This is a genomic window from Arthrobacter sp. UYCo732, assembly GCF_040547265.1.
Classification (GTDB): domain Bacteria; phylum Actinomycetota; class Actinomycetes; order Actinomycetales; family Micrococcaceae; genus Arthrobacter.
Window position 1 is genome coordinate 149077 of record NZ_JBEPPJ010000004.1, and the last position, 26092, is coordinate 175168.

The 26092-nt window shown below is 64.6% G+C and carries 25 protein-coding genes and 1 tRNA gene; 8 read left to right on the forward strand and 18 right to left on the reverse strand.

Features of this window, described 5'->3' with window-relative positions:
- Position 1 precedes the first annotated feature (1 nt).
- From ABIB45_RS08665 to ABIB45_RS08675, 3 genes are read right to left on the reverse strand one after another with little or no spacing between them, the layout of a single operon-like run.
- The gene (locus ABIB45_RS08665) at positions 2-1117 is read right to left on the reverse strand and encodes a C40 family peptidase (RefSeq protein ID WP_354215463.1); all 1116 of its coding nucleotides are present in this window, start codon (positions 1115-1117) and stop codon (positions 2-4) included.
- A complete protein-coding gene (locus ABIB45_RS08670; protein WP_354215465.1) occupies positions 1117-1839 on the reverse strand; it encodes a hypothetical protein in 723 nt (240 codons plus the stop codon). The genes ABIB45_RS08665 and ABIB45_RS08670 overlap by 1 nt, the downstream gene beginning before the upstream one ends.
- Before the next feature lie 50 nt (positions 1840-1889).
- Positions 1890-2882, reverse strand: coding sequence for an RNA polymerase sigma factor (locus tag ABIB45_RS08675; RefSeq protein WP_354215467.1), 993 nt, complete (start codon positions 2880-2882; stop codon positions 1890-1892).
- Positions 2883-3021: 139 nt separating this feature from the next.
- Between ABIB45_RS08675 and ABIB45_RS08680 the strand changes: the two genes are divergently transcribed.
- The gene (locus ABIB45_RS08680; protein ID WP_354215468.1) at positions 3022-3345 is read left to right on the forward strand and encodes an ArsR/SmtB family transcription factor; all 324 of its coding nucleotides are present in this window, start codon (positions 3022-3024) and stop codon (positions 3343-3345) included.
- Here ABIB45_RS08680 and ABIB45_RS08685 read toward each other — a convergent pair.
- The gene (locus ABIB45_RS08685) at positions 3299-3862 is read right to left on the reverse strand and encodes a hypothetical protein (protein WP_354215469.1); all 564 of its coding nucleotides are present in this window, start codon (positions 3860-3862) and stop codon (positions 3299-3301) included. The genes ABIB45_RS08680 and ABIB45_RS08685 overlap by 47 nt on opposite strands.
- Positions 3844-4185, reverse strand: coding sequence for a hypothetical protein (locus ABIB45_RS08690; RefSeq protein ID WP_354215470.1), 342 nt, complete (start codon positions 4183-4185; stop codon positions 3844-3846). The genes ABIB45_RS08685 and ABIB45_RS08690 overlap by 19 nt, the downstream gene beginning before the upstream one ends.
- A gap of 147 nt (positions 4186-4332) precedes the next feature.
- Between ABIB45_RS08690 and ABIB45_RS08695 the strand changes: the two genes are divergently transcribed.
- From ABIB45_RS08695 to ABIB45_RS08705, 3 genes are read left to right on the forward strand one after another with little or no spacing between them, the layout of a single operon-like run.
- The gene (locus tag ABIB45_RS08695; RefSeq protein ID WP_354215471.1) at positions 4333-4641 is read left to right on the forward strand and encodes a winged helix-turn-helix domain-containing protein; all 309 of its coding nucleotides are present in this window, start codon (positions 4333-4335) and stop codon (positions 4639-4641) included.
- Positions 4638-4850 carry a helix-turn-helix domain-containing protein gene (locus ABIB45_RS08700; protein ID WP_354215472.1) on the forward strand — a complete coding sequence of 71 codons (213 nt, stop codon included), beginning with the start codon at positions 4638-4640 and terminating at the stop codon, positions 4848-4850. The genes ABIB45_RS08695 and ABIB45_RS08700 overlap by 4 nt, the downstream gene beginning before the upstream one ends.
- A complete protein-coding gene (locus ABIB45_RS08705) occupies positions 4851-6047 on the forward strand; it encodes a tyrosine-type recombinase/integrase (protein WP_354215473.1) in 1197 nt (398 codons plus the stop codon). It begins immediately after the preceding gene.
- Between the two features lie 159 nt (positions 6048-6206).
- On the opposite strand, the gene ABIB45_RS08710 is transcribed toward ABIB45_RS08705, so the two are convergent.
- The 4 genes from ABIB45_RS08710 to galU form a co-directional block, all read right to left on the reverse strand.
- A tRNA-Ala gene (locus ABIB45_RS08710) sits at positions 6207-6279 on the reverse strand.
- Positions 6280-6362: 83 nt separating this feature from the next.
- Positions 6363-7283 (reverse strand): hypothetical protein, encoded by a 921-nt coding sequence (locus ABIB45_RS08715; RefSeq protein ID WP_354215474.1) that lies wholly within the window; start codon positions 7281-7283, stop codon positions 6363-6365.
- Between the two features lie 106 nt (positions 7284-7389).
- A complete protein-coding gene (locus ABIB45_RS08720) occupies positions 7390-8007 on the reverse strand; it encodes a GNAT family N-acetyltransferase (RefSeq protein ID WP_354215475.1) in 618 nt (205 codons plus the stop codon).
- 5 nt (positions 8008-8012) lie between these two features.
- A complete protein-coding gene (gene galU / locus ABIB45_RS08725; RefSeq protein ID WP_354215476.1) occupies positions 8013-8918 on the reverse strand; it encodes a UTP--glucose-1-phosphate uridylyltransferase GalU in 906 nt (301 codons plus the stop codon).
- 119 nt (positions 8919-9037) lie between these two features.
- Here galU and ABIB45_RS08730 point away from each other — a divergent pair, with 119 nt between their 5' ends.
- From ABIB45_RS08730 to cpaB, 3 genes are all read left to right on the forward strand, one after another.
- Positions 9038-9658, forward strand: coding sequence for a 5-formyltetrahydrofolate cyclo-ligase (locus tag ABIB45_RS08730; RefSeq protein ID WP_354215477.1), 621 nt, complete (start codon positions 9038-9040; stop codon positions 9656-9658).
- Positions 9659-9794: 136 nt separating this feature from the next.
- On the forward strand, positions 9795-10049 hold the full coding sequence (locus ABIB45_RS08735; RefSeq protein WP_354215478.1) for an FmdB family zinc ribbon protein: 255 nt from the start codon (positions 9795-9797) through the stop codon (positions 10047-10049).
- A 157-nt stretch (positions 10050-10206) separates the two neighbouring features.
- Entirely contained in the window at positions 10207-10953 is a 747-nt protein-coding gene (gene cpaB / locus ABIB45_RS08740; protein ID WP_354215596.1) for a Flp pilus assembly protein CpaB, read from the forward strand.
- Positions 10954-10969: 16 nt separating this feature from the next.
- Here cpaB and ABIB45_RS08745 read toward each other — a convergent pair whose 3' ends face one another.
- The 7 genes from ABIB45_RS08745 to ABIB45_RS08775 form a co-directional block, all read right to left on the reverse strand.
- Entirely contained in the window at positions 10970-15076 is a 4107-nt protein-coding gene (locus ABIB45_RS08745; protein WP_354215479.1) for an AAA family ATPase, read from the reverse strand.
- Positions 15077-15204: 128 nt separating this feature from the next.
- Positions 15205-16794 (reverse strand): glutamine-hydrolyzing GMP synthase, encoded by a 1590-nt coding sequence (guaA, locus tag ABIB45_RS08750; protein ID WP_354215480.1) that lies wholly within the window; start codon positions 16792-16794, stop codon positions 15205-15207.
- A 91-nt stretch (positions 16795-16885) separates the two neighbouring features.
- A complete protein-coding gene (locus ABIB45_RS08755; protein WP_354215481.1) occupies positions 16886-17386 on the reverse strand; it encodes a DUF3817 domain-containing protein in 501 nt (166 codons plus the stop codon).
- Complete coding sequence (locus ABIB45_RS08760) at positions 17383-18225, reverse strand: SURF1 family protein (RefSeq protein ID WP_354215482.1); 843 nt, start codon at positions 18223-18225, stop codon at positions 17383-17385. The genes ABIB45_RS08755 and ABIB45_RS08760 overlap by 4 nt, the downstream gene beginning before the upstream one ends.
- 83 nt (positions 18226-18308) lie before the next feature.
- Entirely contained in the window at positions 18309-18797 is a 489-nt protein-coding gene (locus ABIB45_RS08765; protein ID WP_354215483.1) for a PTS sugar transporter subunit IIA, read from the reverse strand.
- Positions 18798-18839: 42 nt separating this feature from the next.
- Positions 18840-20579: a glycerol-3-phosphate dehydrogenase/oxidase gene (locus tag ABIB45_RS08770; RefSeq protein WP_354215484.1), complete on the reverse strand. Its 1740-nt coding sequence runs from the start codon at positions 20577-20579 to the stop codon at positions 18840-18842.
- An 84-nt stretch (positions 20580-20663) separates the two neighbouring features.
- Complete coding sequence (locus tag ABIB45_RS08775; RefSeq protein ID WP_354215485.1) at positions 20664-21800, reverse strand: GuaB3 family IMP dehydrogenase-related protein; 1137 nt, start codon at positions 21798-21800, stop codon at positions 20664-20666.
- Positions 21801-21856: 56 nt separating this feature from the next.
- Between ABIB45_RS08775 and ABIB45_RS08780 the strand changes: the two genes are divergently transcribed.
- Positions 21857-22474: a hypothetical protein gene (locus tag ABIB45_RS08780; RefSeq protein WP_354215486.1), complete on the forward strand. Its 618-nt coding sequence runs from the start codon at positions 21857-21859 to the stop codon at positions 22472-22474.
- A gap of 23 nt (positions 22475-22497) precedes the next feature.
- Here the strand turns inward: ABIB45_RS08780 and ABIB45_RS08785 are convergent, their stop codons facing one another.
- Both ABIB45_RS08785 and guaB read right to left on the reverse strand, forming a co-directional pair.
- Complete coding sequence (locus tag ABIB45_RS08785; protein ID WP_354215487.1) at positions 22498-24357, reverse strand: ABC transporter ATP-binding protein; 1860 nt, start codon at positions 24355-24357, stop codon at positions 22498-22500.
- A 127-nt stretch (positions 24358-24484) separates the two neighbouring features.
- Positions 24485-25996 (reverse strand): IMP dehydrogenase, encoded by a 1512-nt coding sequence (gene guaB, locus ABIB45_RS08790; protein WP_354215488.1) that lies wholly within the window; start codon positions 25994-25996, stop codon positions 24485-24487.
- Positions 25997-26092 lie beyond the last annotated feature (96 nt).

A 26092-nucleotide genomic window follows, 5' to 3' on the forward strand; every position in this document is an offset into this window, starting at 1 on the left:
GTCAGGACAGCAAATCGAAGTACGCCGTGTCCGAATTCCAAGCTACTGGATGCAAGAGCGTCCCCACAGCGGGGTTGAGGGCGCTCCACATCATGCCGTCCCCCGCGACGATTCCAACGTGTCCCCAGTTATTCGGTCCCTGCGAGTTCTGCACGACAAGGTCTCCCGGCTGCGGATCCTCCGTTCGCTTACCAACCCGCCATTGCTCCACTCGAGGGAGGTTGATGCCGACCTGCCGGTAGATCCACTGGACATAGCCAGAGCAATCCCAGGCCTTGAACGACGTCCCACCCCAAACATAGTTGCCGCCAACGCCTTCTTGAGTAAACCGCAGGATGTCCTTGCGAATCTGGCTCAGATTGGCCCGCCCGATTCTCACCGCCGGAGCCACCTGCGTCACAGTGCACGCCACTGGGGCGAGTCCGCTCCCTAGCGCGTCAACGATCGCCGTCGCTTCAGCCTCCCACCGCGCATACAGTTCCGGGAACGCGGACACTTGGACCGCTTGGGCAGCTTGGCCCTTGGTCATGGACTGCCAGCCCGGGATATCCAGCAGCCCTCGTGGACTGCCGTGGTTGGGGCCATTGGGGCCGCCGTAGAAGGCCCGCACGTTGTACGCGGAATCCATCAATTTCTCAACGGTCCCCCAGCCGGCTGCTGGGCGCTGTTGGGCGCTGCCCAGAGAATCGTGGTCGCTTCCGATACCGTCGTGCGGGTAGCCAAGCGATGCGGGGATGTTCGCGTTGGCCAGGAGTCTGAGGCTGGATTCCTGCAGAGCCATCATGATCGCGATGATCTGGCCATCTCGAGGCACCCGCAGTTGCTCCCCTACTGAAATGTAGTCTTCGGCCACGCTTAACTGCCGCGCTGTCAGATTGACCGGCGCCTGGCTGCCATCGCGGATGTTCACGCCGCCGACCTCCTCGGCGGCTGGCTGGCCACTGAAGCCAGTAGAGGAGCAGACGGTCGCCGTATTCGCTACGTTGGCACCGAGCACCGCCACGCCAGCGCAGAACGCAAAGGCACCCGCCAGGATCAGGGTCATGACAGCAGCCACCACGACCTTCAAAATGGCGCGACGCTTGGCAAGCCCGGCCAGCACCACGGCGGCCGGCATCAGTAGACGATCCTGTTCGCCGCCGCATAGAAGCCGACCATGACGCATCGGTCCAGGGGAGCAGTAGCGGCCGGCGGACAGTTCACCATCACGCTGACCGGGGCCGTGTACGTGTTGCGAGCCGAGATCGACTGATCCTGGACACGAACGGACACCGTGCACACATGCAGGCCTGCCCAAGGCGCCGGGCGCTCCCGCACCTTGGCCAGCTCGCCGTCGCACAGCAGGGATGCCACCGTGGCTGACCGGTCTGCCTGTTGCCCGGCCAGGTACGGATAGGTTCCGGCGTTGATACCAGTCGCTTCAAACTCCTGCACCAGCACCGCCAGAGGATTGGACCCGTCAGGAAGCACATGCCACCAGTTCCGGAGGCGGGAGTAGACCTCGGAGTAGGACGCCGTACGCGTGTCCCAAGTGTAAATCGCTATTGCCGCCGCGGAGGCGACTAAGCGGAAATCCGTAGTGCGAGGCGCGCCGTCCCTGTCGGGTCCCCGGCCGGTGGGAGCCGTCGTCGGCGCTGGCGCCTGATGCCGGGTGACAGCGGGAGCCGCACTTTGTGGCAGCTCGGCCGGTAAGGGTGGTTCTGGTTCACGTGTTGGTCCTTGGGGAGGCCGCGTGAAGGCGAACACCACCGTGGCAAGAGTCAACAGCGCGATCACCGCGACAAACCATCGGCGCTGGCTGCTCGAGCCAGGCAATGCGATTTTCCGGGTCAACGACATTTCCAGCCTCCTCGTCCATTCATTGCAAGATGACGGGCCCAGGACATGACTCAGAGGGCAGGTCGCCTTCCGGCCTGGAGAATCCGCCATGAGGTTTGATACAGCCGTCGGGCGAAGCCGATCTGCACGGCCACATAGCGCTCTGTGACGCCTAGTTCAGCGGCCAAGGCCGCCAACGCCTTGGTACGGGCTGGCCCACTCACGCCCGGACGTACGATGGATGCCGCAGTTCGTCGGAGCACCGGTGTGGGCAGGCACTCTGCCGCACACTGGCACACGTCCCCGATATTGCGGATTCCTGCATGGTCAACATCCAGCGCGTTTTGCACGGTCCGCGCAGTCTGGCGCACCACGGTCACGGCATGCCATCGCCGTCGGTCCTGCGGCGACGGCGGACCGTACTGGCGAGGGCCCGTCAGACTGTCAACGGCAAGTTTCCAGACTCCCGCGGGCAGGCTTTCCCGGGTCAGTTCAATGATTGTTCGCGCCCAGTCCTGGTCGATGATCTTCTCAGCACTTCGATCCACGCCGCCGATGCCCAGGATCGCCAGAGTATCGAACGACGCCGATCCGTCGGCATCTGCTGGTTCCATCAGCAGAGGAAACGTCTGATGGCTCAGCTCCCGGCGGATGTGCGCGGCGCACACGTTCGCGCACACTCCCTGAACCCAGGCACCGAAAGGAACCCCTGGGAGCTGGCGATAACGACCCCGCGTCACTCCATCCCACACCGCCACCCGGACGTCCTGCATGACATCGTCCGCATCGCACGCCCGGCCGATCCGCGAAAGGTGCGAAACGACATATCGGTGCACCCCGTCGACGGCGAACATGATCTGATCCACCGGAACCGCAAGCGCGGTGGCCTCCGGCGTACCGCGTAACGAGACATCGATGGTTCCTTCAATTGCTTGTGCTTTTTGGGCGTCATTCACCCGGGATTCGACTCGCATGGCGTCTTCACCGCTTCGACTCAACGATTCCAATACGTCCGGCACCAGCATGGCTGGCACCTCAAGCGTGGCTTCAACAATCAGGACCAACCACGACTACACGAAAGCTATAGACGCTATAGAAGCTATAGAAGCTATAGAAGCTATAGAAGCTATTGTCAAGGATAGTTAAAGTATCGTCAAGACTGCTGGATTTACTTTTTGAGGATGGTTCGGTAAGAATGGTTCCATGCCAAGGATTACCCAGCCGCACGACGACGCATGGTCCGCCGACGTCGAGGCCGCCGTCGCGACGTTTGGCAACAGGTCGCGGAACGAGATCCTGCGGTATCTTTCAGCACACGGCCCGGCGACCCGTGGGGACATCGTGGCAGCAGTGAGTGCCGGCGAGCCGAGCGTGGCCAAACACCTGCTGGCGCTGGAAGAAACCAGCGCCATCGTCGTCGATGTGGAACCGGGCCGGCGGCATGGAAGGTCGCCGCGGTATTCAGCCAACCCCGCAAGGATCAAAGAGCTGCTGGCGGCTCATCTTGAGTATCTTCTGGAAAGCTAGCAGCGGCCTGTTCCCCTCCAGGGTGCCGGCCAATATCCTTGTTCAGATATTCAGAGATTGCCCTCAGCGTGTCCGGCGAGACATCCCCCAGTGTCCTGGCGGCGAAGGACTTTACCCGGGCCGCACGGAGGGACTTCACGAACTCCAGCTGAGAGTCGATCCGCTCCGGCAAGGCAGCGTCGTCGCCGATCAAGTAAGAGGGATCAACGTTGAAAAGGTTGCACAGCCCTGTCAGTAGCACCGGATCGCTGACCAGGCGTCCAGTGCCCTCTTTCATGTAGAACCAGCGAGCGCGGGACAACTTGATGCCTCTGGCCTCGAGTTCAGCTTGGACCTCCCGGAACGTCACAGGCTTCCCGCGTTCGGCAACCACGACGTCGAGCAAAAGATTCAGTCGACGGGCAAGCAGGGCCTGGGGAGACACCATGCCACGGAGGCCCGTCCCGTTCATCCGCGCTGCCCACCCCTCGATCAGATACCCCGGCGCCAGCACCCCGGTCAGGTGCTGCAGCTCCACTCCTCCCCAGTATTCCGTGAGACGTACGGCGCGGCAATCAATTGCTCAATCCGACGGTCGAGGCACGTCATCAGGAGAAGCTCGGCCGACGGCCGTACCGGCAGCCTCCGCGTCGCAGGACCCGCCAAGCCCTGACCCACTTCAAGCAATTCCCGCGGCAGCACCTCATTCGCGTCCAGGTGGTAGCAAACCTCGGTCAACACCTCGCCGAGTGCCTGCAGAAACTCCACACGATCGACTGTTGCCCCGTGGTCCCAGTAGCGTTCGGAACGGAGCATCGAGGCGGCTTCGTGGAACGCTTTGATCTGCGGGTGATCCTGCATGGCAATCTCCTCATTCGTAGGGGATCATTTCCACGGCCGCGCTCTTCCAACATGACGCCTACGGGGGTAACCTGCTCGTGTAGACCCGTCTACATAAGCAAATCCCTCACCTTTCCTCAGGTTGTGGTATCCATGTCGAGCATCTTGATGAACCGAACGCGAAGCCGAATCATCCGTTTCCTACTCAGGAACGGCCCCTCAACCTGTGGCCAGATCGGAAGCGAACTCCACACAACGCCGTCGAACGTCCGGTGGCACCTCAGCCTCCTTCGGGACGCAGGCCTGGTGCAACACGCATCGACGCAGTTCAGCGCCTCTCCCGAGCGCGTCCAACGCTACGCCTCGGATCTCGCGGCAAGCTTCCACGACTCCGTCATGCCGCCCGGGTGCTGTGGTCCCATGAACCAGGAACACAACTTGCCGCTGGACCGGCAACTACGACGGAGAACCTCATGACTACCAACCCAGAAAGCAGCCCTGCAGAAACTGCTGACGTTCAGTGGCTCACCCCAAAGGACATTTGCACTCAGCTACAGATCCCAGAGCAGACGTTCTATCAGTGGCGGGTCAAACACGTCGGCCCCCGCGCCTACCGAATCGGTAGGCACTTGCGGATCAGCCGGACCGACTACGACTCGTGGTTGTCCTCGCGACTGGAAGCGTAGATGGCTCCAAGACCTCCTCTTCCCCTCGGCACATGGGGGAAGATCAGTCGGAAGAAACACTCGAATGGCCGCTGGCGTGCGGCGACGAGGTACCGTGACTCCGATGGCATCACCCGCACCGTGGAGGGTTGGGGCAATAGCGGGGCGGCGGCAGAACGAAACCTCGTCACTTCGTTCCAGGATCGGCAAGCCCCTACCTCGAGTGAGATTTCCAGAAACACTCGCCTATCCGAGCTCAGCGAGCTGTGGTTCGACGAAATTGAGAACAACGGTCGCGCAGGCCGAAGGACCGTCGACGGCTATCGCGACACGTACAGGCGTGTCATCAAACCCGCGCTGGCCGGCCTCCGACTGCACGAACTGAGCACCGGCCGTATTGACCGGTTCCTCAAGAACGTCGCCGCCGACCATCCGGCCACTGCACGTCATTCCAAAATCGTTCTTAACGGCATGATCGGCCTCGCGGTCCGGCATGATGCGCTTCAGAGCAACCCAATCCGGGATGTCGGACCAATCAAGATCGCCACGAAGGACGTCAAGGCCCTGTCAGTCAAAGACGTCCAGACGCTTCGGACTGTCATTGGCAGGTGGCAGGAGGACCCCACACACCAAGGACGGCCACGCGCAACAGACCTACTTGACGTTCTCGATATATTCCTTGCCACCGGCGCCCGAATAGGCGAGGTCCTGGCCATCCGCTGGCAGGACATCGACCTCCAAGCGGAACCGCCAACCATCACCATCTCGGGAACTGTCGTCATGGAGAAAGGCCGCGGCGCCTATCGCCAAGACCATCCAAAAACAAAAGCCGGCTTCCGCACCATGAAGGTGCCTCCCTTTGCCGTGCAAACACTCCAACGCAGGCATTCAGCCGAGCAGCCCAAGGCCGAAGACATGTTGTTCCCGTCCTCCACAGGAACTGTGCGCAGCCCACATAACTTCCGTAGGCAATGGCGGGACGCCCGGGCCGGGTCCGCCTATGAATGGGTCACACCGCACGTCTTCCGCAAGTCCGTTGCCACTCTCATCGACCGGGAATACAGTTCCAAGCAAGCCGCCGCCCAGCTGGGTCACTCCGGAACGGCCATCACAGAGAAGCACTACATCGCCAAGGCAACCGAATCACCGGACCTCACGGAGGCCCTCCAAAAGTTTGGAACAGAATCACTATCCGGTCCGGAAGGCATGTCCAGATGAATGCCGGCCACCGTCACGGAGTCCGGACGCGTGGAATGCAATACCTCAAGCCCAACCCAAATTTTTCGAAAGCGTGTGGTTTCCGTGGGGTTGATCCATCTCGAGGCAATCAAAAAACCCTCCAACCCAACGTTTCCGCAGGTCAGAGGGCTTTCTTTGTGGAGCTAAGGAGATTCGAACTCCTGACCTCTTCGATGCGAACGAAGCGCTCTACCAACTGAGCTATAGCCCCGGAACAGTCCGCTCCCTGGTGTGGAACGGCGGCACCGGTGCACTTAGGCTACAAATTTTCCCCGCGCATTGCCAATTGACGGATCAGGCGCGGCGGCGCTGCAGGACGTCGTCGAGGTTGCTGAGGGCGCTCTGGGCCTTCGTGAGTGGCCTGGCTGCCGCTGTGGCGGGCTCGGTTGCGAGAGTGCCCTGCTTCAGAGAGGGCTTGCCCACGGCCTTCGGCGCTTCGGGGAGGTCAAGCGGCTGGGGAGCCGGTCGCTCGGCCTTGGCAGCCTCGATGTACACGGGCTTCGGCACGTCCACTGGGTCCCAGGTAGTGGTGACAGGCACGGCTGACGGTGCAGGGCTGGCGCTCGTGTCTCCGGCCGCAACTGCGACTGCCAAAGCGGCTTCCCTGAGCTCCATGGCGGTGAGGGGCTTCGGGGCGGGCTGGTGGGCCTCGGCATCAAAGAGCCGAGGTTCCGGCTGAGCTGAGGGCCGGGTGGCAGCCGCGGCAGTGGGTTCCTGGCGGCCGACCGGCGCGCTCATCGCGGAGCGAAAGGCGGCGTTCACCTTGGAATTGCGGTCTCGCAATGCAAGAGAGCGCAGCAACGCAAGGGCGGCAACAGTAATAGCCAAGCTGGCAACGGGCAGCAATGCCGTGCCAAGCCCGAACAGCAGCAGGATGCCTGAAACAAAGGCGGTCAGCAAACCCACCACCCCGGCGAGGGCGATGGCTGTCCGGCCGTATCGGATCCGGAACGCGCCCGTCGTCGCACTGCCGGATGTCTCGGCTGCGGTTCCGTGGCTCTTCCTGATATCCATGGCTTTCTCCTGTTGGGCGGTGATGTTCATGACCGCCCGGGCTCTCGGGTCCGATGCTTCAATAGCTGGCACTTCCGCAAAGTACTCACCCGCGGCCTGGGCCTGGTGACGGCCGTTCCGCAGGACGTAAGGCCCAACCCAGACAATCCAGAGCACAACGGCAACCACAAGGATCACTGAGCTGCTTAGGGGGAAGTCCACAATCAAAACCGTATGAGTAGAAAGTCAGCCACACCCGCATTAGCCTCGGTGTGTCGCGGGCAACGTCACAAATCAATGGATTTATGACCCAGCGCGAGCCCCCGGCTCAGGCCCGGGAGGCCATCCACCGGTTCAGCAGCCCCTCGGGAACGTCCTCCGACGTCAAGGCGAACGACAGGTGGTCAGCCCACTCCCCGTTAATGTGAAGGTACCGCGGCCGGTAGCCCTCGTCGCGGAATCCAAGCTTTTCAACCACGCGCAGGCTGGGACCGTTCTCGGGCCGGATGCTGATCTCCATCCGGTGCAAACCAAGGGCCTGGAAGCAATGATCCGTGGCAAGGGCCACCGATGTGGGAGCAATGCCATGGCCGGCCCGTTCCTGGTCAACCCAGTAACCCAGCGTTGCCATCATGGCCGAGCCCCACACAATCGATGACACGGTTAACTGGCCGACTATGACCGGCGAGCCGGAACCGGACCTACGCTCGGTGATTAGGAACGGCAAGGCGGTGCCTTGGGCGGCTTGGATCTTCAATGACCGCACCATCTGCCGGTAGTCCGGCAAGAGGCCCCCGGGTGCCGGGTTGGAAGCTTCCCAAGGCGCCAGCCACTCCCGGTTGCGCGACCGGACCTCTGTCCATTCCCTCTTGTCCCTGTACCTGATGGGGCGCAGGATCACGTCGCCGCACTCCAGGGTTGTGGGCCAGATTGGTCCGGGACGCACGGCAGCTATTTAGCGAGACCGGCAGTAAAGCCCGGCAGCCACTCGCGCAGGCCAGGACCGAGATCCTCGCTGTCAATGGCGAGCTGGACGCAGGCCTTGAGGTAGCTGAGTTTGTCACCAGTATCGTAACGGCGGCCGCGGAAGACTACTCCATAAACGCCGTAGCCCTCGCCTTCGCCGGCTGCCAGTTCCTGCAGCGCGTCCGTCAGCTGGATTTCTCCGCCGCGGCCCGGACCGGTGCGCTCAAGCACGTCGAAAACTTCAGGGTGGAGAACGTAACGGCCAATGACGGCCAGGTTCGACGGCGCCTCATCCACGTCCGGCTTTTCGACGAGCTTGTTGATCCTGACGTAACCTTCACCGTCGATGGTTTGCACGTCGGCGCAGCCGTAGGCGCTGATCTGGGACGGCTCAACCTCAATCAGGGCCACCACGGATCCGCCGGTCTTGGCCTGGACTTCGATCATGGTGCTGAGGAGCTCATCCCGGGCATCGATCAGGTCGTCACCGAGGAGGACAGCAAACGGTTCGTTGCCGACGTGCTGCTTTGCACGAAGTACCGCGTGGCCCAGGCCGTTGGGATCACCCTGGCGGACATAGTGGATGTCACCGAGGTTGCTGGCTGCCTGAATGGACTCAAGCTTGGCCATGTCGCCCTTGGCTTCCAAGGTGTCCTCCAGCGAAGGAACCCTGTCGAAGTGGTCCTCCAGGGCACGCTTGTTGCGGCCTGTGATCATCAGGATGTCGTTAAGACCAACGTTGACGGCCTCTTCAACCACATACTGGATGGCTGGCTTGTCCACCACCGGGAGCATTTCCTTGGGCATCGCTTTGGTGGCCGGCAGGAACCTGGTGCCGAGCCCTGCGGCGGGAATTACGGCCTTGCGTACAGTCTGCTGAGAGGTAGTCACTGGACTAATCTAACGGAGGGGCCGATCATTCAGTAATTATTGGCCATGCAGACTTGGCGCCCGCAGCGGCGCACCGCAAAAGGCGCCGCGGGCCACGTGCACATGAAAGAGGGAACGGTATGTCCGATCGCGACAGGGCGGCCAAGGAAGGCATCCGGGCACGCCATCGCAAGCATCGCGCCGACATTGAACCCGGCCAGCGCGATGCAGCCGGCGGCGCCCTGGCCGTCCACGGCGCAGCCTGGGCCGAACAGCTGACGAGCGGAGCGCCGTCGACCTTTTGCGCCTATCTTGGCGTAGTGCCCGAGCCGCCCACGCTGCCGCTGATCCGGGAACTCCACGCCCGTGGCCACACCGTCCTGCTCCCCGTCTGCGAGCCCGGGCGGCGGCTGAGCTGGACAGCCTGGACACCCGAGGCAAAGTTCGTCCGCAGCCGTTTCGCCCCGGTCGTGGAACCCGCCGGACCCCGCCACGATCTGGCCATCATGCGCTCAGTGGCCGGCCTCTTCATCCCGGCGACTGCCCTGGATCGCAGCGGAAACAGGATCGGCCAGGGCGGCGGCTACTACGACGTCTTTTTGGGCTCGTTGGCCAGCGAGGGGCTCGATATCCCGCTGGCAGCCATCGTCTTCGATTCCGAAGTGCTGCCCGCAGGAAGTATTCCTGCCGAAGAGTTCGACCGTACAGTTCCTGTTGCCCTGACCCCGTCTGGCCTGGTTCCCTTGGCCGGCAGTTCCTGATCGGCCCCTCCGGCACTCTCAGGGCTACTTTCCGGGGGTGGTAGAATTGGCACTCAGGCCCTGAGACTGCTAATGGACTGCAAGATTTGTTCATTGCAACACAGGACCTCTCGTTTGCCCCAGAGGAGGATCACCAGTGCCCACTTACGCCTACGCCTGCAAGAACTGCGGCCACGCCTTCGACGTTTTCCAGTCGTTCACCGACAGCACCCTGACGTCATGCCCAGAGTGCCAGGGGGCATTGCGCAAGAAGTTCAACAGCGTTGGTGTGGTGTTCAAGGGCTCCGGTTTCTACCGGACCGATTCCCGGGACGCCAAGGGCAGCACGGTTTCTGCGGCACCAGCCGCACCCGCCCCGGCAGCTGCACCGGCACCTGCCGCCGCCAGCTGACCTTACCCTCTCTGCCGCCCCCCGACGAGCTGATCCGCCAGGGTAAGTCCGGTGCCATCGCACCGTCCAGGGCCACGTCCGACGCCGTCACAAGAGTTGTCCACATAGGCACCTCTGCCGCTGTCCGGCGCTGTCCCCGGAACGTAGCGTGGGTTCCATGCCCGCCACCCTCTTCCGCCCCAGCCGCCGGTCCTCCGCGCCCGCACGCACCGTCCGCCGCCCGATTCCAGCCCGACGTACAAGCCGCGGCGGCAGCAACAGACTTGTGTCCTGGCTGGGCCGGAACCGGCGTCTCGCCATCGCGCTCCTGCTGTGCGTCGCTGCCGGGATTACTGTCCATCAGCTCACTCCCCCGCCTGCCGACACAGCGACGGCCTTGGCCGCAGCGAGGGACCTGCCCGCCGGTACGGCCTTGGCGGCAGCCGACCTGAGCCCGGTTAAGATCCCCCCGCAGATGGTGAACGCCGGATCCATAGCCGATGCCAGTGAAGCCACGGGCAAGCAACTGGCGGCTCCGCTGCGGAAAGGCCAGTTGCTGACCGATTCCCAATTGCTGGGGCCAGGCCTCCTGACCGGAACGCCGCCAGGTTCTGCGGCCGTGCCCTTGCGGATGGCAGATCCTTCCTCCATCCAGCTGGTATCGCCCGGGCAACTGGTCAACGTGGTTCTGACCGGCGCCAACGGCTATGACCAGAACTCCCCGTCCGAAGTGCTCGCTTCAGCAGTACCCGTCCTCTGGACGTCCGGGCAGGGCGGCAAGACGGGACAGTGGCTCGGCACAGGAGAGACGGACGGGCTGATTGTGGTAGCGGCAGCACCCGACAAGGCCGCCCGCCTGGCTGGCGCGTCCACACAAGGCAAGCTCTTTTTTGTCCTCGTGGGACCGTCGAATGCGGCGGGGTGACGCAGCGTGGCCGGTCTCAGCCCCAGTGCGGCGGCTTGTTTTCCTTCAGCCAGGCATCGTGATCGGTGTCCGAGCCGTCGCCCCAATTCCGGGGGTCGTCCTCGGCTGCCTTGTTCGGCAGGGTGCCTGCGGTACCGGCCTGCTCGCTTTCCGGCGCGGGCGCGTGCTCCCCGTTCTGGGTGTCCTGCTCGTCATTGCCCTGGGCATCGGCCCGGCCGGGGTTCTGTGTACTCACCACAACCTCCTCCTCGCGGTCCAGGCGTTCTGCCTGGTCATCGTTCCAGTAGTTCTCTGCCGTCCCCTGCGCGGGCGAATCCACGTCCTCGTCAAAGAAGCCTCCCGACGCAGTGCCGCGACCGGGTGGCAGAACATTTTCCAGGCCCAGGTAGCCTGCAATGCGGTCAGCGCAGGCGGAGGGGTCCGTGAAGACTTCAATGGTCCACAGCGGCATGTACCGCCAGCCCATCCGTTCCAGCAACTGCGGGCGGAGGCGGCTCCGCTCGCGGACGCTCATGGTACGGTACTGCTCCGTGCCGTCGGATTCAATCGCCACCGGCCACGGGGTATCTGCGTCGTCCTGGCCCATGGTGCTCACCGGGTCTGCCGCGGCCACCACGTCAATGACGCCGTCGTACTGGTGCCAGACCCGGGCGCCCCGGGCGCGGAGCCGGTCCCCGAGGTCCGCCACGAGGGGGTCCGCCCCGAGGGCCTGCTCACTGGCCGCAGCCCGGGACGCCGGGGTTCCGAGGTCCGTCTTGCCCGCGATCTCACGGTTGAGGAGCTCATAGAAGTCCACGGCGCCGTACGAAAGCCGGGTGTGATCGAGATCTTGGGGCTGGAAGCATGTCAGGACGTGGATCGAGCGCCGGGCACGCGTCATGGCGAGCGCGAATTTCTCGCGGCCGCCCTCGGCAGAGAGCGGACCGAAGTTGTGCAGCGCCCGGCCGTGGGGCGTGCGGCCGAAGCCGGGCGAGAAGATGATGTGGTCGCGGACCAGGCCCTGTGCCCTCTCAAGGTCAACCACGCGGAACGACTCCGGCCCGCCGCCGAAGAACCCGGCAAGGGTTGGGTGGTTGGGCAGCTGGAGCCGGATGGACTCGCCGATCCGGGCAGCATGGCGCAGGCTCGCGGTAACCACCGCCAGCGATGTGCGGGAGCGCAGGCGTGCGTGTTCGAAGACCAGCTGCACCACCCGGTTGACTTCTGCCACCACGGACTCAACGCCTTCGTGGTCAGCACTGGGCAGTCCGGTCCCGTCGGGCAGGTACTCCACCGTCAGGGCCCGGTCCAGGCCAGTGGCCGCCTGCCCTTCCGGGAGCCGGCGGAGGCCGCCGTCGTAGAAGTTCTTGCTCAGCTGCAGGACCAGGTCCTCATCCACTGAGCGATAGACAAAATTCAGCCGCCAGACTGGCAATACGGCCGACAACGCCGAGTAGGCGCTTCCGACGCGCTGGTGGGGCGCGTCGCCAACGGCCAGTCGCTCCACACCCACGGTGAAGGTCCGCGCGCTGGCGATCCTGGCATCACCGAAGGCAATAACCTGCTTCGCGCGGGCTATGGACGGCAGGACTGCCTGCAGCGACGTCGCTTCAGCATCCAGGATGACCACGGCATCAAAAGACTGTTCCGCAGGCAGGAGCCCGGTCATCAGGTACGGGCTGACCGACCACACGGGGACAAGCATCGGGACGAGGTCCGGCGCCTGGGCAGTCAGCGCGGCGAGGGTCACCCGGCCGTCCTTGAGCAGGCTGCGCAGCAACTGGGCCTGGCGCGGGTGCTCGGTCAGTGCCGCCCGCCACCGCTCGGACAGGTCCCAGCGAAGCCGCGCAGCACCACTGGCGATGTGGGCGTTGTCCGCGAGCCGGTATTCGGCCTCCAGCTGCCGGAGGGCTTCGCCGTCGGACATGGCCAGATAATCATCGCCGCTGATCATGGCTTCAAGCGCGGACTGCCACCACGCCAGCTCAAGCTCGGCAGCCACGGACTCGGCGGGTACCTCGCGGTCGGCAAGGTCAGCGAGCAGTTCACCCAGTCCGTGTTCGCGCATGTTTTCCACGAGGAGCGTGCGTTCAGGGAGGGTCTTCAGGGTGTGCGTGTCCGCGACCAGCCGCTCGAGCCGTTCCATGAATTCCTCATAGCGGGCCGTAGCCAGCGAGCCGCCCGCTGTCGTGTGCAGCAGGGCCGCCCCCAGCTGGGTCAGCTCCGCGTCGAGGGCACGGTACATCACGTTCATTTCGGCCAGGCCGGAGGGAACAGCCGGATGGCGCTGCGAGGTGGCATAACCGGCCCAGAGGGCCCGCTGCTCCTGCACCAGCACCAGCGAACTGTGAAGGTCAGCAATGTGGACGCCCGGCCGGACATACTCCTTGGCCACACGGCGCAGCCGGGAACGCTGCATGGACGCCATGTCTAGGTTCCGCTCCCGGCGCCAGGCGGAGGACGCGGTGGCGGAGATCAGGTCGTTGACCGGCCGGTCGAAGATGTCCGGGGTGAACTTGTCCAGGCTTTCGCGGACAGCCACGAGCAGTTCTAGCTGCTCGCCCCATTCAGCGAAGGAGATACCCAACCGGATCTCGGCATGCTCGGCCACACCGTGCATCCGGTCGCGCAGGACCGGCAGGTTCTTGGCCACGGAGCGGGCCAGCTCCTGGGCTTCCTCGGTTTCTTTTCGGGTGAGGAGCCTGGCACCGTGCCACGGGCTGGTGGTGGACGCCCGGCTGAAGCTGCCAAGCTGTGCGGCGCGGCGCAGCCGGCCGGCCAGCTCGTTGCGGTCGCGGATACTGTCCAGCACGCTCCGCTTGAGCCGCACCGTGGTGGCGGGCGCCGGGTGGATGGAGGTCAGCTCGGCAAGCGACTGCATGGCCTGGTACGGCGAGCAACCCCAGCGCTGGCGCACGTTATGCAGGGACGCCACATGGTCCATCAGGGCGTGCCGGTGTTCGGTCAGGGTCTTGTGGAGGTTCCCCAACTGCGGTTCAAGCGATTTCTCGTTCCGCACGATGGCGCGGACCAGCTGGGTCTTGAGCTGCTGCGGAGTGGCGGTGCCGGACAGCTGAAAGAGGATCGATTCCAGGCCCAGCGATTCAAGCTGCGCCGAGACTTCATTAAGGCTGGCCCGGCGGTCACCAACAACCAGGACCGTCCGCCCCGCATCCACCAGGGCGCCGATGGTGTTGATGGCTGTCTGGGTCTGGCCGGTGCCCGGCGGTGTGCTGACCACCAGGGAGTCCCCTGCACGCGCAGCATCAACGACGTACTGCTGGTCCGGGTCGGCATCCAGCAGGAGGAATTCGTCCCTGGGGTGGCGCTGGTCAACGCTGGGAAAGCGGGACGTGTCCGGCGGGTCAACGTCAACCACTTCGCCGCCGGCTGCCTTGGCCAATGCGTTCATGAGCGGGTTGCCCTCGTTGATCCAGGGGTCGTCGAGGTTGCCGGAGAGGTCGGCAAAGGTGGACACCAGCAGGTTGTGCTGGGCTTCCGCGCCGTGGATGGGCCGGATGAGCGAAGCAAGCCGGTCCAGGACGGGCTGCGGGTCAAAACGCGCGGTGCTGTAGGCGAGGCGGGTGACGGCGTTGACGTCAAAAACGATGCCGTGGATGGTCTTCAGGAGCCGGACCAGGGCCGGGTTGATGTGCGCCTGTTCGGTGAGCTGAAGCTCGTAGTCGTCCTCGCCGGGACGGACCGTAAGCGAAATTGCGGTAAGCATGACCGGAGCGGAAACACGCTGGGGTTTGCCGCCGACGGCGGAGGTCCACACCACAGTGCCGGCGGAAAGGTACCCGGCATCAATGCCGCGGTCGTTTCCGAGTTCGAAGATCTTGGAGCGGATGTTCCGCGATGCCCGCGCCGCCACCACGTACTGCTGGTGGTCCCGGATCAGGGTGGACAGGCGGGTGCGGCGGCCCGCCATCAACTGGGCCAGCCCCGACGGGTGGGCATGCGTCAGGTCAATTGAACCCTCGGGGGTCTTGGTGAAGCGCAGCATGGTGTCTGCCCCGGTGACGGGTTTAAGCCCGGACAGCCATTTTCCAAGCTCCTCAGAACCCTCCGGGTGGCCTTGACCAACTGACACTACTGCCTTCTTTTCTGCGTTTGCACGTGACGCCCTGGACCATACCGGCATACTTTCGAGGGTAGCCGCAAAACGAGCCGGGATGAGAGACCGCAACACTGGGTCAGGCCAAATTGCGGGATTTGGCCGGATAAAAGCAATGGCCGGCCCCCGCTGGCGGGGACCGGCCACTCACACTGCTATTCCCACTCGATGGTTCCCGGCGGCTTGCTGGTTACGTCCAGCACCACCCGGTTAACGCCTTCCACCTCGTTGGTGATCCGGTTGGAGATCCGGGCCAGGAGATCGTAGGGCAGGCGGGACCAGTCGGCCGTCATCGCATCCTCGGAGGACACGGGACGAAGCACGATCGGGTGGCCGTAGGTCCGGCCGTCGCCCATCACGCCGACGCTGCGGACATCGGCAAGCAGAACCACCGGCATCTGCCATACCTCGTTGTCCAAGCCGGCCGCAGTCAGCTCGGCGCGGGCAATGGCGTCCGCCTTGCGGAGCAGGTCCAGGCGTTCCTTGGTGACCTCGCCGACGATCCGGATTCCGAGGCCGGGGCCGGGGAAGGGCTGGCGGCCGACAATTTCCTGCGGCAGCCCCAACTGGGCGCCGACGGCACGGACTTCGTCCTTGAAAAGTGCCCGCAGCGGTTCCACGAGTTCGAACTGCAGGTCCTCGGGAAGGCCGCCCACGTTGTGGTGGCTCTTGATGTTCGCTGCACCTTCACCGCCGCCGGATTCGACGACGTCGGGGTACAGCGTGCCCTGGACCAGGAACTTGATCTTCTCACCGTGGGCGGCCGCCTCGGCAATGATGGCCAGTTCGGCTTCCTCGAACGCGCGGATGAACTCGCGGCCGATGATCTTGCGCTTCGTCTCCGGATCGCTGACGCCGGCCAGGGCGGCCTGGAACCGCTCCTGCTCGTTGGCAACGTAGAGCTTGACGCCGGTAGCGGCCACGAAGTCGCGCTCCACCTGTTCGGCTTCGCCTTCGCGCAGCAGTCCGTGGTCAACAAACACACAGGTCAACTGGTCGCCGACGGCCCGCTGGACCAGTGCTGCGGCCACTGCGGAGTCCACGCCGCCGGAGAGGCCACAGATGACCCTGGCCTCGCCGACCTGCGCCCGGATGCGGTCCACCTGCTCCTCGAGGATGTTCCCCGTGGTCCAGTTGGGTTCCAGCTTGGCGCCCTTAAACAGGAAGTTCTCCAGCACCTGCTGGCCATAAGCCGAGTGCTTCACCTCCGGGTGCCACTGCACGCCGTACAGGCACTTCTCCTCGTTGGCGAAGGCAGCCACTTCGGCGCCCGCCGTGGTCGCCAGCACTTCGAAGCCTTCGGGGGCCTGGTGCACGGAGTCGCCGTGGCTCATCCACGTGTTCTGGTGCTGCGGCATGCCCTCAAGCACGGAGCGGCCCTCGCCTAGGATGGTGGTCTGGGTGGAGCCGTATTCGCGCAGGCCAGTCTTGTCGACTTTGCCGCCCAGGGCGTTGGCCATGGCCTGGAACCCGTAGCAGATGCCGAAGACCGGGATTCCGGCCTCAAAGAGGTCGGCGCCGACTGAAGGTGCGCCGTCTGCGTACACACTGGACGGGCCGCCCGACAGGATGATGGCAGCAGGGTTTTTGGCCAGGAGCTGCTCGGTGCTGTAGGTATGCGGAACCACTTCCGAATACACATTTGCTTCCCGGACGCGGCGGGCAATCAGCTGCGCGTACTGGGCACCGTAGTCAACAACCAGCACCGGCTTTTGGGAAGTCTGGGATGCAGTGGGAGTAGTCACCGTACTAGCCTACTTGGCCGCGTTGCCCTGCCGCACGTTAGAAAGCCCGCTGTGACGGAGCAGACTCCGCTTTGGCTTCGGCCGCCGGTGCTCAGTACCGCTGTGCGGCCTGCGGGTGCGCGGCGAGCTCCGCCTCGACCTCAGCGTGGAACTTCTTCTCCACGATGAAGGACAGGAACGGCACCACTCCACCCAGCGCCAGGAGGATGAGCTTCAAGAACGGCCAGCGCATCAGCGTCCACAGCCGGAAGTTGGAGATCAGGTACACCACGTACATCCAGCCGTGGACGATCAGCACACCAACGGAAACGTTGACTCCGCCCAGCACGCCCTGGGGCTCGGCGTCCGCGAAGCCCAGGACGAAGGGCTGGCCTGTGACCGCGTTGGTCCCGCCGGCGAACAGGTACTGGCCGAACGCGTACCGTGCTATCAGCTCGGCGCACAGCAGCAGCAGCATCCCGCCGGTCAGGTAGGCCAACACCTTGTAGAACTTCAGCGCCGAGCGGATCTGCGCCTCGGTACCGCCGAAGCGGCGCTTCTTGTTTTTCCCCTGCACGGAACCCGACTGGACGGCTGGTTTCGGTTCGATCATGGCTTTACCTTTTGTTGGAGCTGTTCAGATGTGGGCGGAGTGTCATGGTGGGCGTCGTCGTCGAGCTCCTCTTCGAGGTCCCGCCGGTAATCGTCCTTCACCAGGCGCCACCAGATGAAGAGGGCGAAGCCGGCGAAAACCACCCACTCCAGCGAGTAAAAGAGATTGAGCCAATTGACCTGCTGGGCGGGCGGCTGGGGGCCGATGTTCAGCGGCTTCAGGTCTCCGCCAACCGCCGCAGCGCTCACGTCGGAGCCGTCCGCCGCTTCAGCGGTGGCGGCCACAAAGCCCTGGTAACTGCTGATGTCCCAGTAATTGATGAGTTCGGCGATGGAGACGGCGGAGGCGCGTCCGGATTCCGGCGCCGTGGCCGGGAGCGGCGATTCGGAGGGCAGCAGCCGTCCGGTGAGCTGAATAGCGCCCGACGGCGGTGCGCCGGCGTCGTCGGGATCTGACACCCAGCCGCGGGCTACCGGAATCCACGTTTCGGGGGAAGCGGCCACACCGCTGAGGGCAGGAGCCCCCTTCACGGCAAAGGCGGACACCACCCAGTAGCCAGTGTTGCCGTCCTTCAAGCGGCCCGGCACCAGGACCTGTTTTGCGGGGTCATACGTGCCTTCCGCGGAGACCATCTGGTCCGACACGGATCCGGGGAAGAAGCCACCGGGCCGGAGGGTGTCCGTCAGCGCCTTGGTTTCCTCGGTGGCAGGGCTGACCGGAACCTCGGGTTGCAAGGACCGGCCAAACTGCCACTGGCTGAGCAGGACAAACACCCCCGATACTACGATCGCGAACACCAGGCCAGCGATCCACCGGGGCTTAAGGGCTGTTTTCCACACCCCTTAAAGGTACTTCGTTCCGCCGTAGAACAACTAAACGCCCTGCTTCCGGCCAGGGAACGGAGCCGCCGGGGTCACCAATTTCAGTGGTCGAAGAACACCAGGCTGGAGTTGATGAGCTCGGCGATCACTTCGGCGTCGTAGGCCCGCCGCAGTGACTCGCGGAAGGACTCCTTGGACAGGGAGCGTGCCAGCGTGGCCAGCACCTCGAGGTGGTCCGAAAACGAGCTGGCCGGGGTGGCGATCAACAGGATGACGGTGGCGGGACCGTCAGCGGCACCGAAGTCCAGCGCGTGGCCGTACTTCGTGATTCCAACAGCAATGGACGTCCGCGAGACGAATTCGCTGCGGGCGTGCGGGAGGCCGATGCCGCCCGGCAGGCCCGTGGCGAGCTGGTGTTCGCGGGCGTTGACGTGTCCAAGGAAGCCGGGGAGGTCCGTGACCCGGCCGGCCGCGAAGAGGCATTCTGCGAGTTGGGCCACCGCATCCGCCTTGTCCGTTGCCTCCAGCTCCAGCATGACCAATTCGGAGGTGGTGAGATCGGCATCGTACCGGTCAAGTAGTTCCGCCAAGGAGTGTCCCTTCAGTGAGGCGAGTGGTGATGCGCAGAGCCCTTAGCGCAACGGGACGATGTCATCCACGCCCAGGCGGGCGGCGTCAGCTGATTCGTCGTCCGGCTGCTCCTGGCTCAGCCGTTCAGCCTCAACGCGTGCAATGTAGTGCTTTATTTCACTTTCGCGCTGCACATCGCTCCAGCCAAGGACTTCGCCCATCAGTTTAGCCACTACCGGCACCGCGGACACGCCACGGTCCCACGACTCAATGGAGATGCGGGTCCGCCGGGTCAGGACGTCATGGACATGCCGGGCACCCTCATGGGTAGCGGCGTAGACAGCTTCCGCCTGCAGGTAGTCGTCGGCGCCGGGCAGCGGCTCGGCCAGTTCAGGATTCTCCTTGATGATGGCGAGCACTTCCGGGGTCATGGACCCGTACCGGTTGAGCAGGTGCTCCACCCGGGCCACATGCACGCCGGATTCGTCAGCCGTCCTGTTCCTGCGGTTCCAGGCAGCCTTGAAGCCGCTGGCCCCAAGCAGCGGGATGGTTTCGGTGCAGCTGGGCGGGACCCGCTCATCCATGGTGCGCGTGGCCTCATCCACAGCGTCCTTGGCCATCACGCGGTAAGTGGTCCATTTTCCGCCGGCCACCACCACCAGGCCCGGAACGGGGTGAGCCACCACGTGTTCGCGGGACAGCTTGGCGGTGGAGTCGTTCTCACCGGCCAGGAGCGGCCGCAGACCTGCGTAAACCCCTTCAACGTCTTCCCTGGTGAGGGGCCGCTTGAGCACCGTGTTGACGCGTTCGAGGAGGTAGTCGATGTCCTTGCTGGACGCTGCCGGGTGGGCTTTGTCCAGGTGCCAGTCAGTGTCCGTAGTACCGATAATCCAATGCCGGCCCCACGGGATCACAAACAGCACCGATTTCTCGGTCCGCAGGATCAGGCCAACGGTCGACTGGAAGCGGTCGCGCGGCACCACCAGGTGGATGCCCTTGGATGCCCGGACCTTCAGCTGGCCACGGTCGGTGACCATGGCCTGGGTTTCGTCAGTCCACACTCCGGTGGCGTTGATGACCTGCTTGGCCCGGATGTTGAAGTGCGAACCGTCCTCGTGGTTGACCACCTTGGCCCCCACCACGCGTTCCCCTTCACGGAGGAAATCCACCACGGCCATCTGGTTCACGGCATGGGCGCCATAGTGGGCTGCCGTCCGGACCAGGTTGGCCACATACTTCGCGTCATCCACCTGGCCGTCGTAGTAGCGGATTGACCCCACAAAGGCATCCTTTTTCAGGCTGGGGGCTGCCCTGAGGGTGCCCCGCCTGGAGAGGTGTTTGTGGAACGGCACGCCGCGCCGGTGCCCGTTGGAAACGGACATCAGGTCATACAGTGCGATGCCGGCGCCCACGTAGGGCCGTTCGAAGAAAGGCTTCGTGAGCGGATACAGGAATGGCACTGGCCGGGCCAGGTGCGGGGCGAGTTCAGAAAGCAGCAGCCCACGCTCCTGCAGCGCTTCCTTGACCAGCCCGAAGTCAAGCATTTCCAGATAGCGCAGGCCACCGTGGATCAGCTTCGATGACCGGGACGACGTGCCGGCTGCCCAGTCGCTGGCCTCCACGATCCCCACGCTGAGACCGCGGGTCACCGCATCCAGCGCTGCCCCCGTACCGACGATTCCGCCGCCAACAATGAGGATGTCCAGCTCATTGCCGGGCTCGGACGTCGCCCTGAGCCGGGCAATCGACGCTTCCCGCGCTGCAGGCCCCAGGGCCCCGCCTTGGTTTGGACTATTGTTCATGGAACGCCTCCCATTGCCGCTGCTGCCGGTAGTAGATCCACCCTACTTCCTAGCCGCTTAGTTGGGCAGGGCGTCCACCTGTCCTCAGTTACCGGCGTACGGTGAAACCACGACGTCGACGCGCTGGAATTCCTTCAGGTCAGAGTATCCCGTGGTGGCCATTGACCGGCGGAGGGCGCCGATCAGGTTGGACGTGCCGTTCGTGTGGTGGCCCGGCCCGAAGAGCACCTCTTCAAGAGGCCCGACGGTTCCGACGTTGGCCCGGTCCCCGCGGGGCAGTTCCAGGTGGTGGGCCTCCTGGCCCCAGTGCCAGCCCTTGCCCGGGGCCTCTTTGGCCCTGGCGAGGGCGCTGCCGAGCATCACGGCGTCGGCGCCCACGGCAATTGCCTTGACGATGTCACCCGAGGTGCCCATGCCGCCGTCGGCAATTACATGCACGTAGCGCCCACCGGATTCATCCATGTAGTCACGCCGGGCGGCGGCGACATCGGAGATGGCGGAGGCCATCGGCGAGTGGATCCCCAGTGCGCGGCGGGTGGTGGACGTGGCTCCCCCGCCGAAGCCGACCAGGACGCCGGCGGCGCCGGTCCGCATCAGGTGCAGCGCGGGCGTGTAGCCGGCCGCGCCGCCCACAATCACCGGAACGTCCAGTTCGTAAATGAACTGCTTCAGGTTAAGCGGCTCGTCGTCCTTCGAAACATGCTCGGCGGACACGGTGGTCCCGCGGATCACAAAAATGTCGACGCCGGCGGCCACCACGGTCTTGTAGTATTCCTGCGTGCGCTGCGGGGTCAGCGATCCAGCCACCGTCACGCCGGCGGCGCGGATCTCGGCGAGGCGGGAGGTGATCAGTTGCGGCTGGATGGGCGCGCGGTAGAGTTCCTGCATGCGGCCCGTCACAGTGGGGCTGTTGACCTCATCTTCGAGGGCAGCGATCTCGTCCAAAATGGGCTGCGGGTCCTCGTAGCGGGTCCAGAGACCCTCAAGGTCCAGCACGCCGAGACCCCCCAGGCGCCCCAGGGCGATGGCCGTCTCCGGGGACATGGCCGAATCCATCGGCGCCGCGATCACGGGCATTTCGAACTTGTAGGCATCGATCTGCCAGGAGACAGACACGTCCTTGGGGTCGCGGGTACGACGGTTAGGGACAATCGCAATGTCATCCAGGGAGTAGGCACGACGCCCACGCTTGCCACGGCCGATCTCGATCTCGTAAGTCACTGCTCTAGGTTATCCCAGCCGGGACCTTGGCCGCGGCTGATGGCTAGAGTGGCCGAATGGGCAAACAGTGGGTCTTCGACGGCCACATCGCGGGCATCGGCGCGCAATCCGGACTCCGGGCCGTGGTTGGAGTGTGGCAGGCCTCCCCGCTGGGACCTTTCGCCGACGTGATGGTGCAGCTCCCGTCCGGGCAGCGGATCCTGCTCGCGCCCGCCGTGGAGGTGGCGGACTTCGTCTCCGCCACCTACAGCTTTGACGTTGTGCGGGTGGTCGCAGTAGACGTTCAGCTGGGCCGGCGGAAGCTGGCCGTGAATGCCGGACCGCTGCAGATCAACGCAGAGATCGGCCGCAGGACTCCCCTGGGTTTCGCCCTCCGGGCAGTGCCGCGGCCGCTTGCTGTCCATCCAAGGTGGCTCCGGGCTGTCGACCCGCTGGCGGGCCTCCTCAGTCCCGGAGCCCGGACCTCCGGCACTGCCGGAAACGGGAGGCGTGAAACCTACGGGGTGACAGACGTCCACCGCATCAGCACTGCCGAAATTTCCTGGGAGGGCAGGAACCAGGGGACTCTCGCACCCATCCAGCCTGCCGTGACGTTCGGCTTCAGCAGCGTGCCGGCCCAGCCCAGCGTGGCCCGTGTCCGGACCACAATCGTGGCCGGGACGGGTCGCCGCTAACGCGGGCCAGGGGGCTGTGACATTCAGATCCCTTCGGCCTCTTCCACCGTCAGCTGGGACTCGAACATCCTGAAGTAGCGGCCGCGCAGCGCCACCAGCTCCTTGTGCGTGCCCTGCTCCACGATCCGGCCGTCTTCAAGCATGTAGACGATGTCAGCCTTCTCAATAGTGGCGAGCCGGTGGCTGATGGCGATGATCGTGCTGCTGCGGTCCGCGAAAAGCCGGGTGAAGATCCGGTGCTCCGCCAGCGCATCGATGGCCGACGTTGGCTCGTCCATGACCATAAAGGAGGCGCTGCGGTAAAAGTTCCTGGCCATGGCCAACCGCTGCCACTGGCCGCCGGACAACCCGCTGCCCTTCCGGCCGCGCGGGTCCTCCATCCAGTTGCTGACATGGTTGTCCAGGCCGTTGGGCAGCTTGTTGATGAACTCCAGGGCCTCGGCGTCGGCCGCAGCCCGCCGGATCCGGTCGTCATCCTGTGGCGAATCGACGTCGCCAAAGCGGATGTTGTCAGCGGCAGTGGCGAACTCGTACTTCAGGAATTCCTGGCTCAGCACCGCCAGGTGGCGGTGCCAGGAGGTGACATCGACGGCGGCGAGGTCGACGCCGTCGAGCATTACCTGCCCGGAGTCCGGGGCGTAAAGCCCCGCCAGGATCCTGATCAGGGTGGACTTTCCCGCCCCGTTCTCTCCCACGATGGCAATGTGCTGGCCCTCCCGGATGGTCATGCTGATGCCGCGGATCACCTCCAGGTCGCTGCCTGTGTAGGTGAAGCGGATGTCCCGCAGCTCCACCGTCTTGGGAGCCTGCAGCAGCGCCGGTGCGTGGTGGGAGTGCACCGGCACCGCCATAAACACTTCGTAGTCTTTGAGGTTCGCCAGGTCCTCGTCGATGGAACTCAACGAGGACACCAGGTTGTTGGCGGTGGACAGGGCGCGGCTAACGATCTGCTGGACATACAGGAACTGGCCAACCGGCTGGGCCCGGGCAATGATCTGCCCCACCACCCAGATCAGCGAGACCACCTCCGCGGCGTACTGCAGCGCGTCGGCGGCCAGCTGCCTGGGGATGTAGCGCTTCTGGAAGTCAAGGCGCCGGCGCTCGTCAGCGTCGCGCAGGCGTGAGCGGAAGTCCATCAGGTACCCCACGATGCCGTACAGGCGCATCTCGGCGATGTGCTGCGGCCGGAGCAGGTTCGTTTCGATCATCCGGCGCTGCCGGCGGGAATCCACCTGGGTGTTCCAGTGCGCGATCTGCTCCCGGGAAAGTTTGAACTGCAGGTAAACGCTCGGCACGATCGCCACGAGGACAATCACGGCGATCCACCAGCTGACCAGCAGCAGGGCCCCGACGGCCAGGATCACCGAGACCAATTGAGTGAAAATTGCGGCGATCCGGTCCAAAACCCTGGCGTAGGAATCGGAGAAGCGTTTGGCCCGGTCATACAGATCCACGGTCTGCTTATCGTCGTAGCGCCAGAACTCCAGCGCCAGAAAGCGCTCATACATCTGGTCGCCCACAATGGCGCCCACTTTGAAGCTCATGAGCTGCTGGATGTAACGGTCCACGCTGCTGAAGGCGCCCCAGAAGAGTCCCAGCGCTGCCGTGATGATGACGTACACAATGGCCTGCTGGCCCGCCGCGGCATCGCCCGCGTAGGCGGCCGCCAACGCGGTGGTGGTCAGCGCGGCGAAGAAGGTTGTCACCAGCGGCAGCACTGCCGAGATCAGCGACCCCACAACCTTCATCACGACGGCGCCCGGCGAGGCCCGGAAGCTGACGCGCAGAACCTGCGCCACGGCCCGGGCGTACGGCCTCAGGGCCAAACGTCGCCGAGCGTCGCGCTGGGGGTTCAGTTCGACGGGATGGCTTCGTTCAGGCATGGCTCCAGCCTAGTTCCCGGCACCAACGAGAACAGGCCGCGGGACAATTCCCGCGGCCTGTTTGGTGGGTGCGCCCACGCCGGCAGGGTTCCCTGGCCGAGCTGGCGAGGCGAGGGTGCCGGTGGGACTAGCGCGAACCGTAGTTCGGAGCCTCCACGGTCATCTGGATGTCGTGCGGGTGGGATTCTTTGAGGCCCGCCGGCGTGATCCGGACGAACTTGCCGCGGGACTTGAGTTCCGGGATGGTGGGGGCGCCGGTGTAGAACATGGTCTGGCGAAGGCCGCCCACCAACTGGTACGCCACCGACGCGAGCGGGCCGCGGTAGGCGACGCGGCCTTCGATGCCCTCGGGAATGAGCTTGTCATCACCGGACACATCGGCCTGGAAGTAGCGGTCCTTGGAGTAGGACGTGTTTTTGCCGCGCGACTGCATGGCACCGAGTGAGCCCATGCCGCGGTAGCTCTTGAACTGCTTGCCGTTGACGAAGATCAGCTCACCCGGGGACTCGTCGCAACCGGCCAGGAGGGAACCGAGCATCACGGTGTCGGCGCCGGCAACCAGCGCCTTGCCGATGTCGCCCGAGTACTGCAGGCCGCCGTCGGCGATCAGGGGAACGCCGGCAGGGATGGCCGCCTTGGCGGATTCGTAGATGGCGGTGATCTGCGGGACGCCCACACCGGCCACCACACGGGTGGTGCAGATCGATCCCGGGCCCACGCCCACCTTGATGCCGTCGGCACCGGCGTCGATCAGGACCTGGGCACCTTCACGGGTGGCGGCCTGGCCGCCGATGATGTCCACGTGCGCAGCCCTCGGATCAGACTTCAGGCGGCGGATCATGTCCAGCACACCCTGCGAGTGGCCGTTGGCCGTGTCAACAAACAGGGCGTCGACGCCGGCGTCGACCAGGGCCATGGCACGTTCCCAGCCGTCACCGAAGAAGCCGATGGCGGCACCCACGCGGAGCCGGCCCTCTTCGTCCTTGGTGGCCAGCGGGTACTGCTCGGCTTTGGTGAAGTCCTTGGTGGTGATGAGGCCCTTGAGCCGGCCCTGCTCGTCAACGAGCGGGAGCTTTTCGATCTTGTTGGTGGCCAGCTTGTGGGAGGCTTCCTCACGGCTGATGCCAACGTGGCCGGTGATCAGCGGCATCTTGGTCATGACGTCGCTGACCAGCCGCAGCGGGAAGTCTGCTTCGGGCACAAAGCGGGTGTCGCGGTTTGTGACAATGCCGAGCAGCCGCAGGCCCTCGTCCACAACAGGCAGGCCGGAAACCCGGTACTGCGAGCAGATCTCGTCCAGCTCAGCCAGCGTTGCCTGCGGGCCGATGGTCAGCGGGTTGGTGATCATCCCGGACTCGCTGCGCTTCACGCGGTCCACCTGGTCCGCCTGGTCCTGGATGGACAGGTTGCGGTGGATCACGCCCAGGCCACCCTGGCGTGCCATCGCAATGGCCATCCGTGATTCGGTGACCGTGTCCATGGCGGCGGACAGCAGCGGGGTGTGCACGGAGATCCGCTTGGAGATCCTCGACGACGGGTCCGCTTCGGACGGGATAACGTCCGTGTGTCCCGGGAGGAGCAGGACGTCGTCGTAGGTCAGGCCGATGAAGCCGAAAGGGTTGTGCTCGGGCTGGGTCATGAGTGCGCCTCTTACCTTGGGTATTCGTTCACGGGTAGGGGTTGCAGCTGATGACCAGCCCGTCATTACGGGACTGGTCGGTGCAGGGGCCTAATG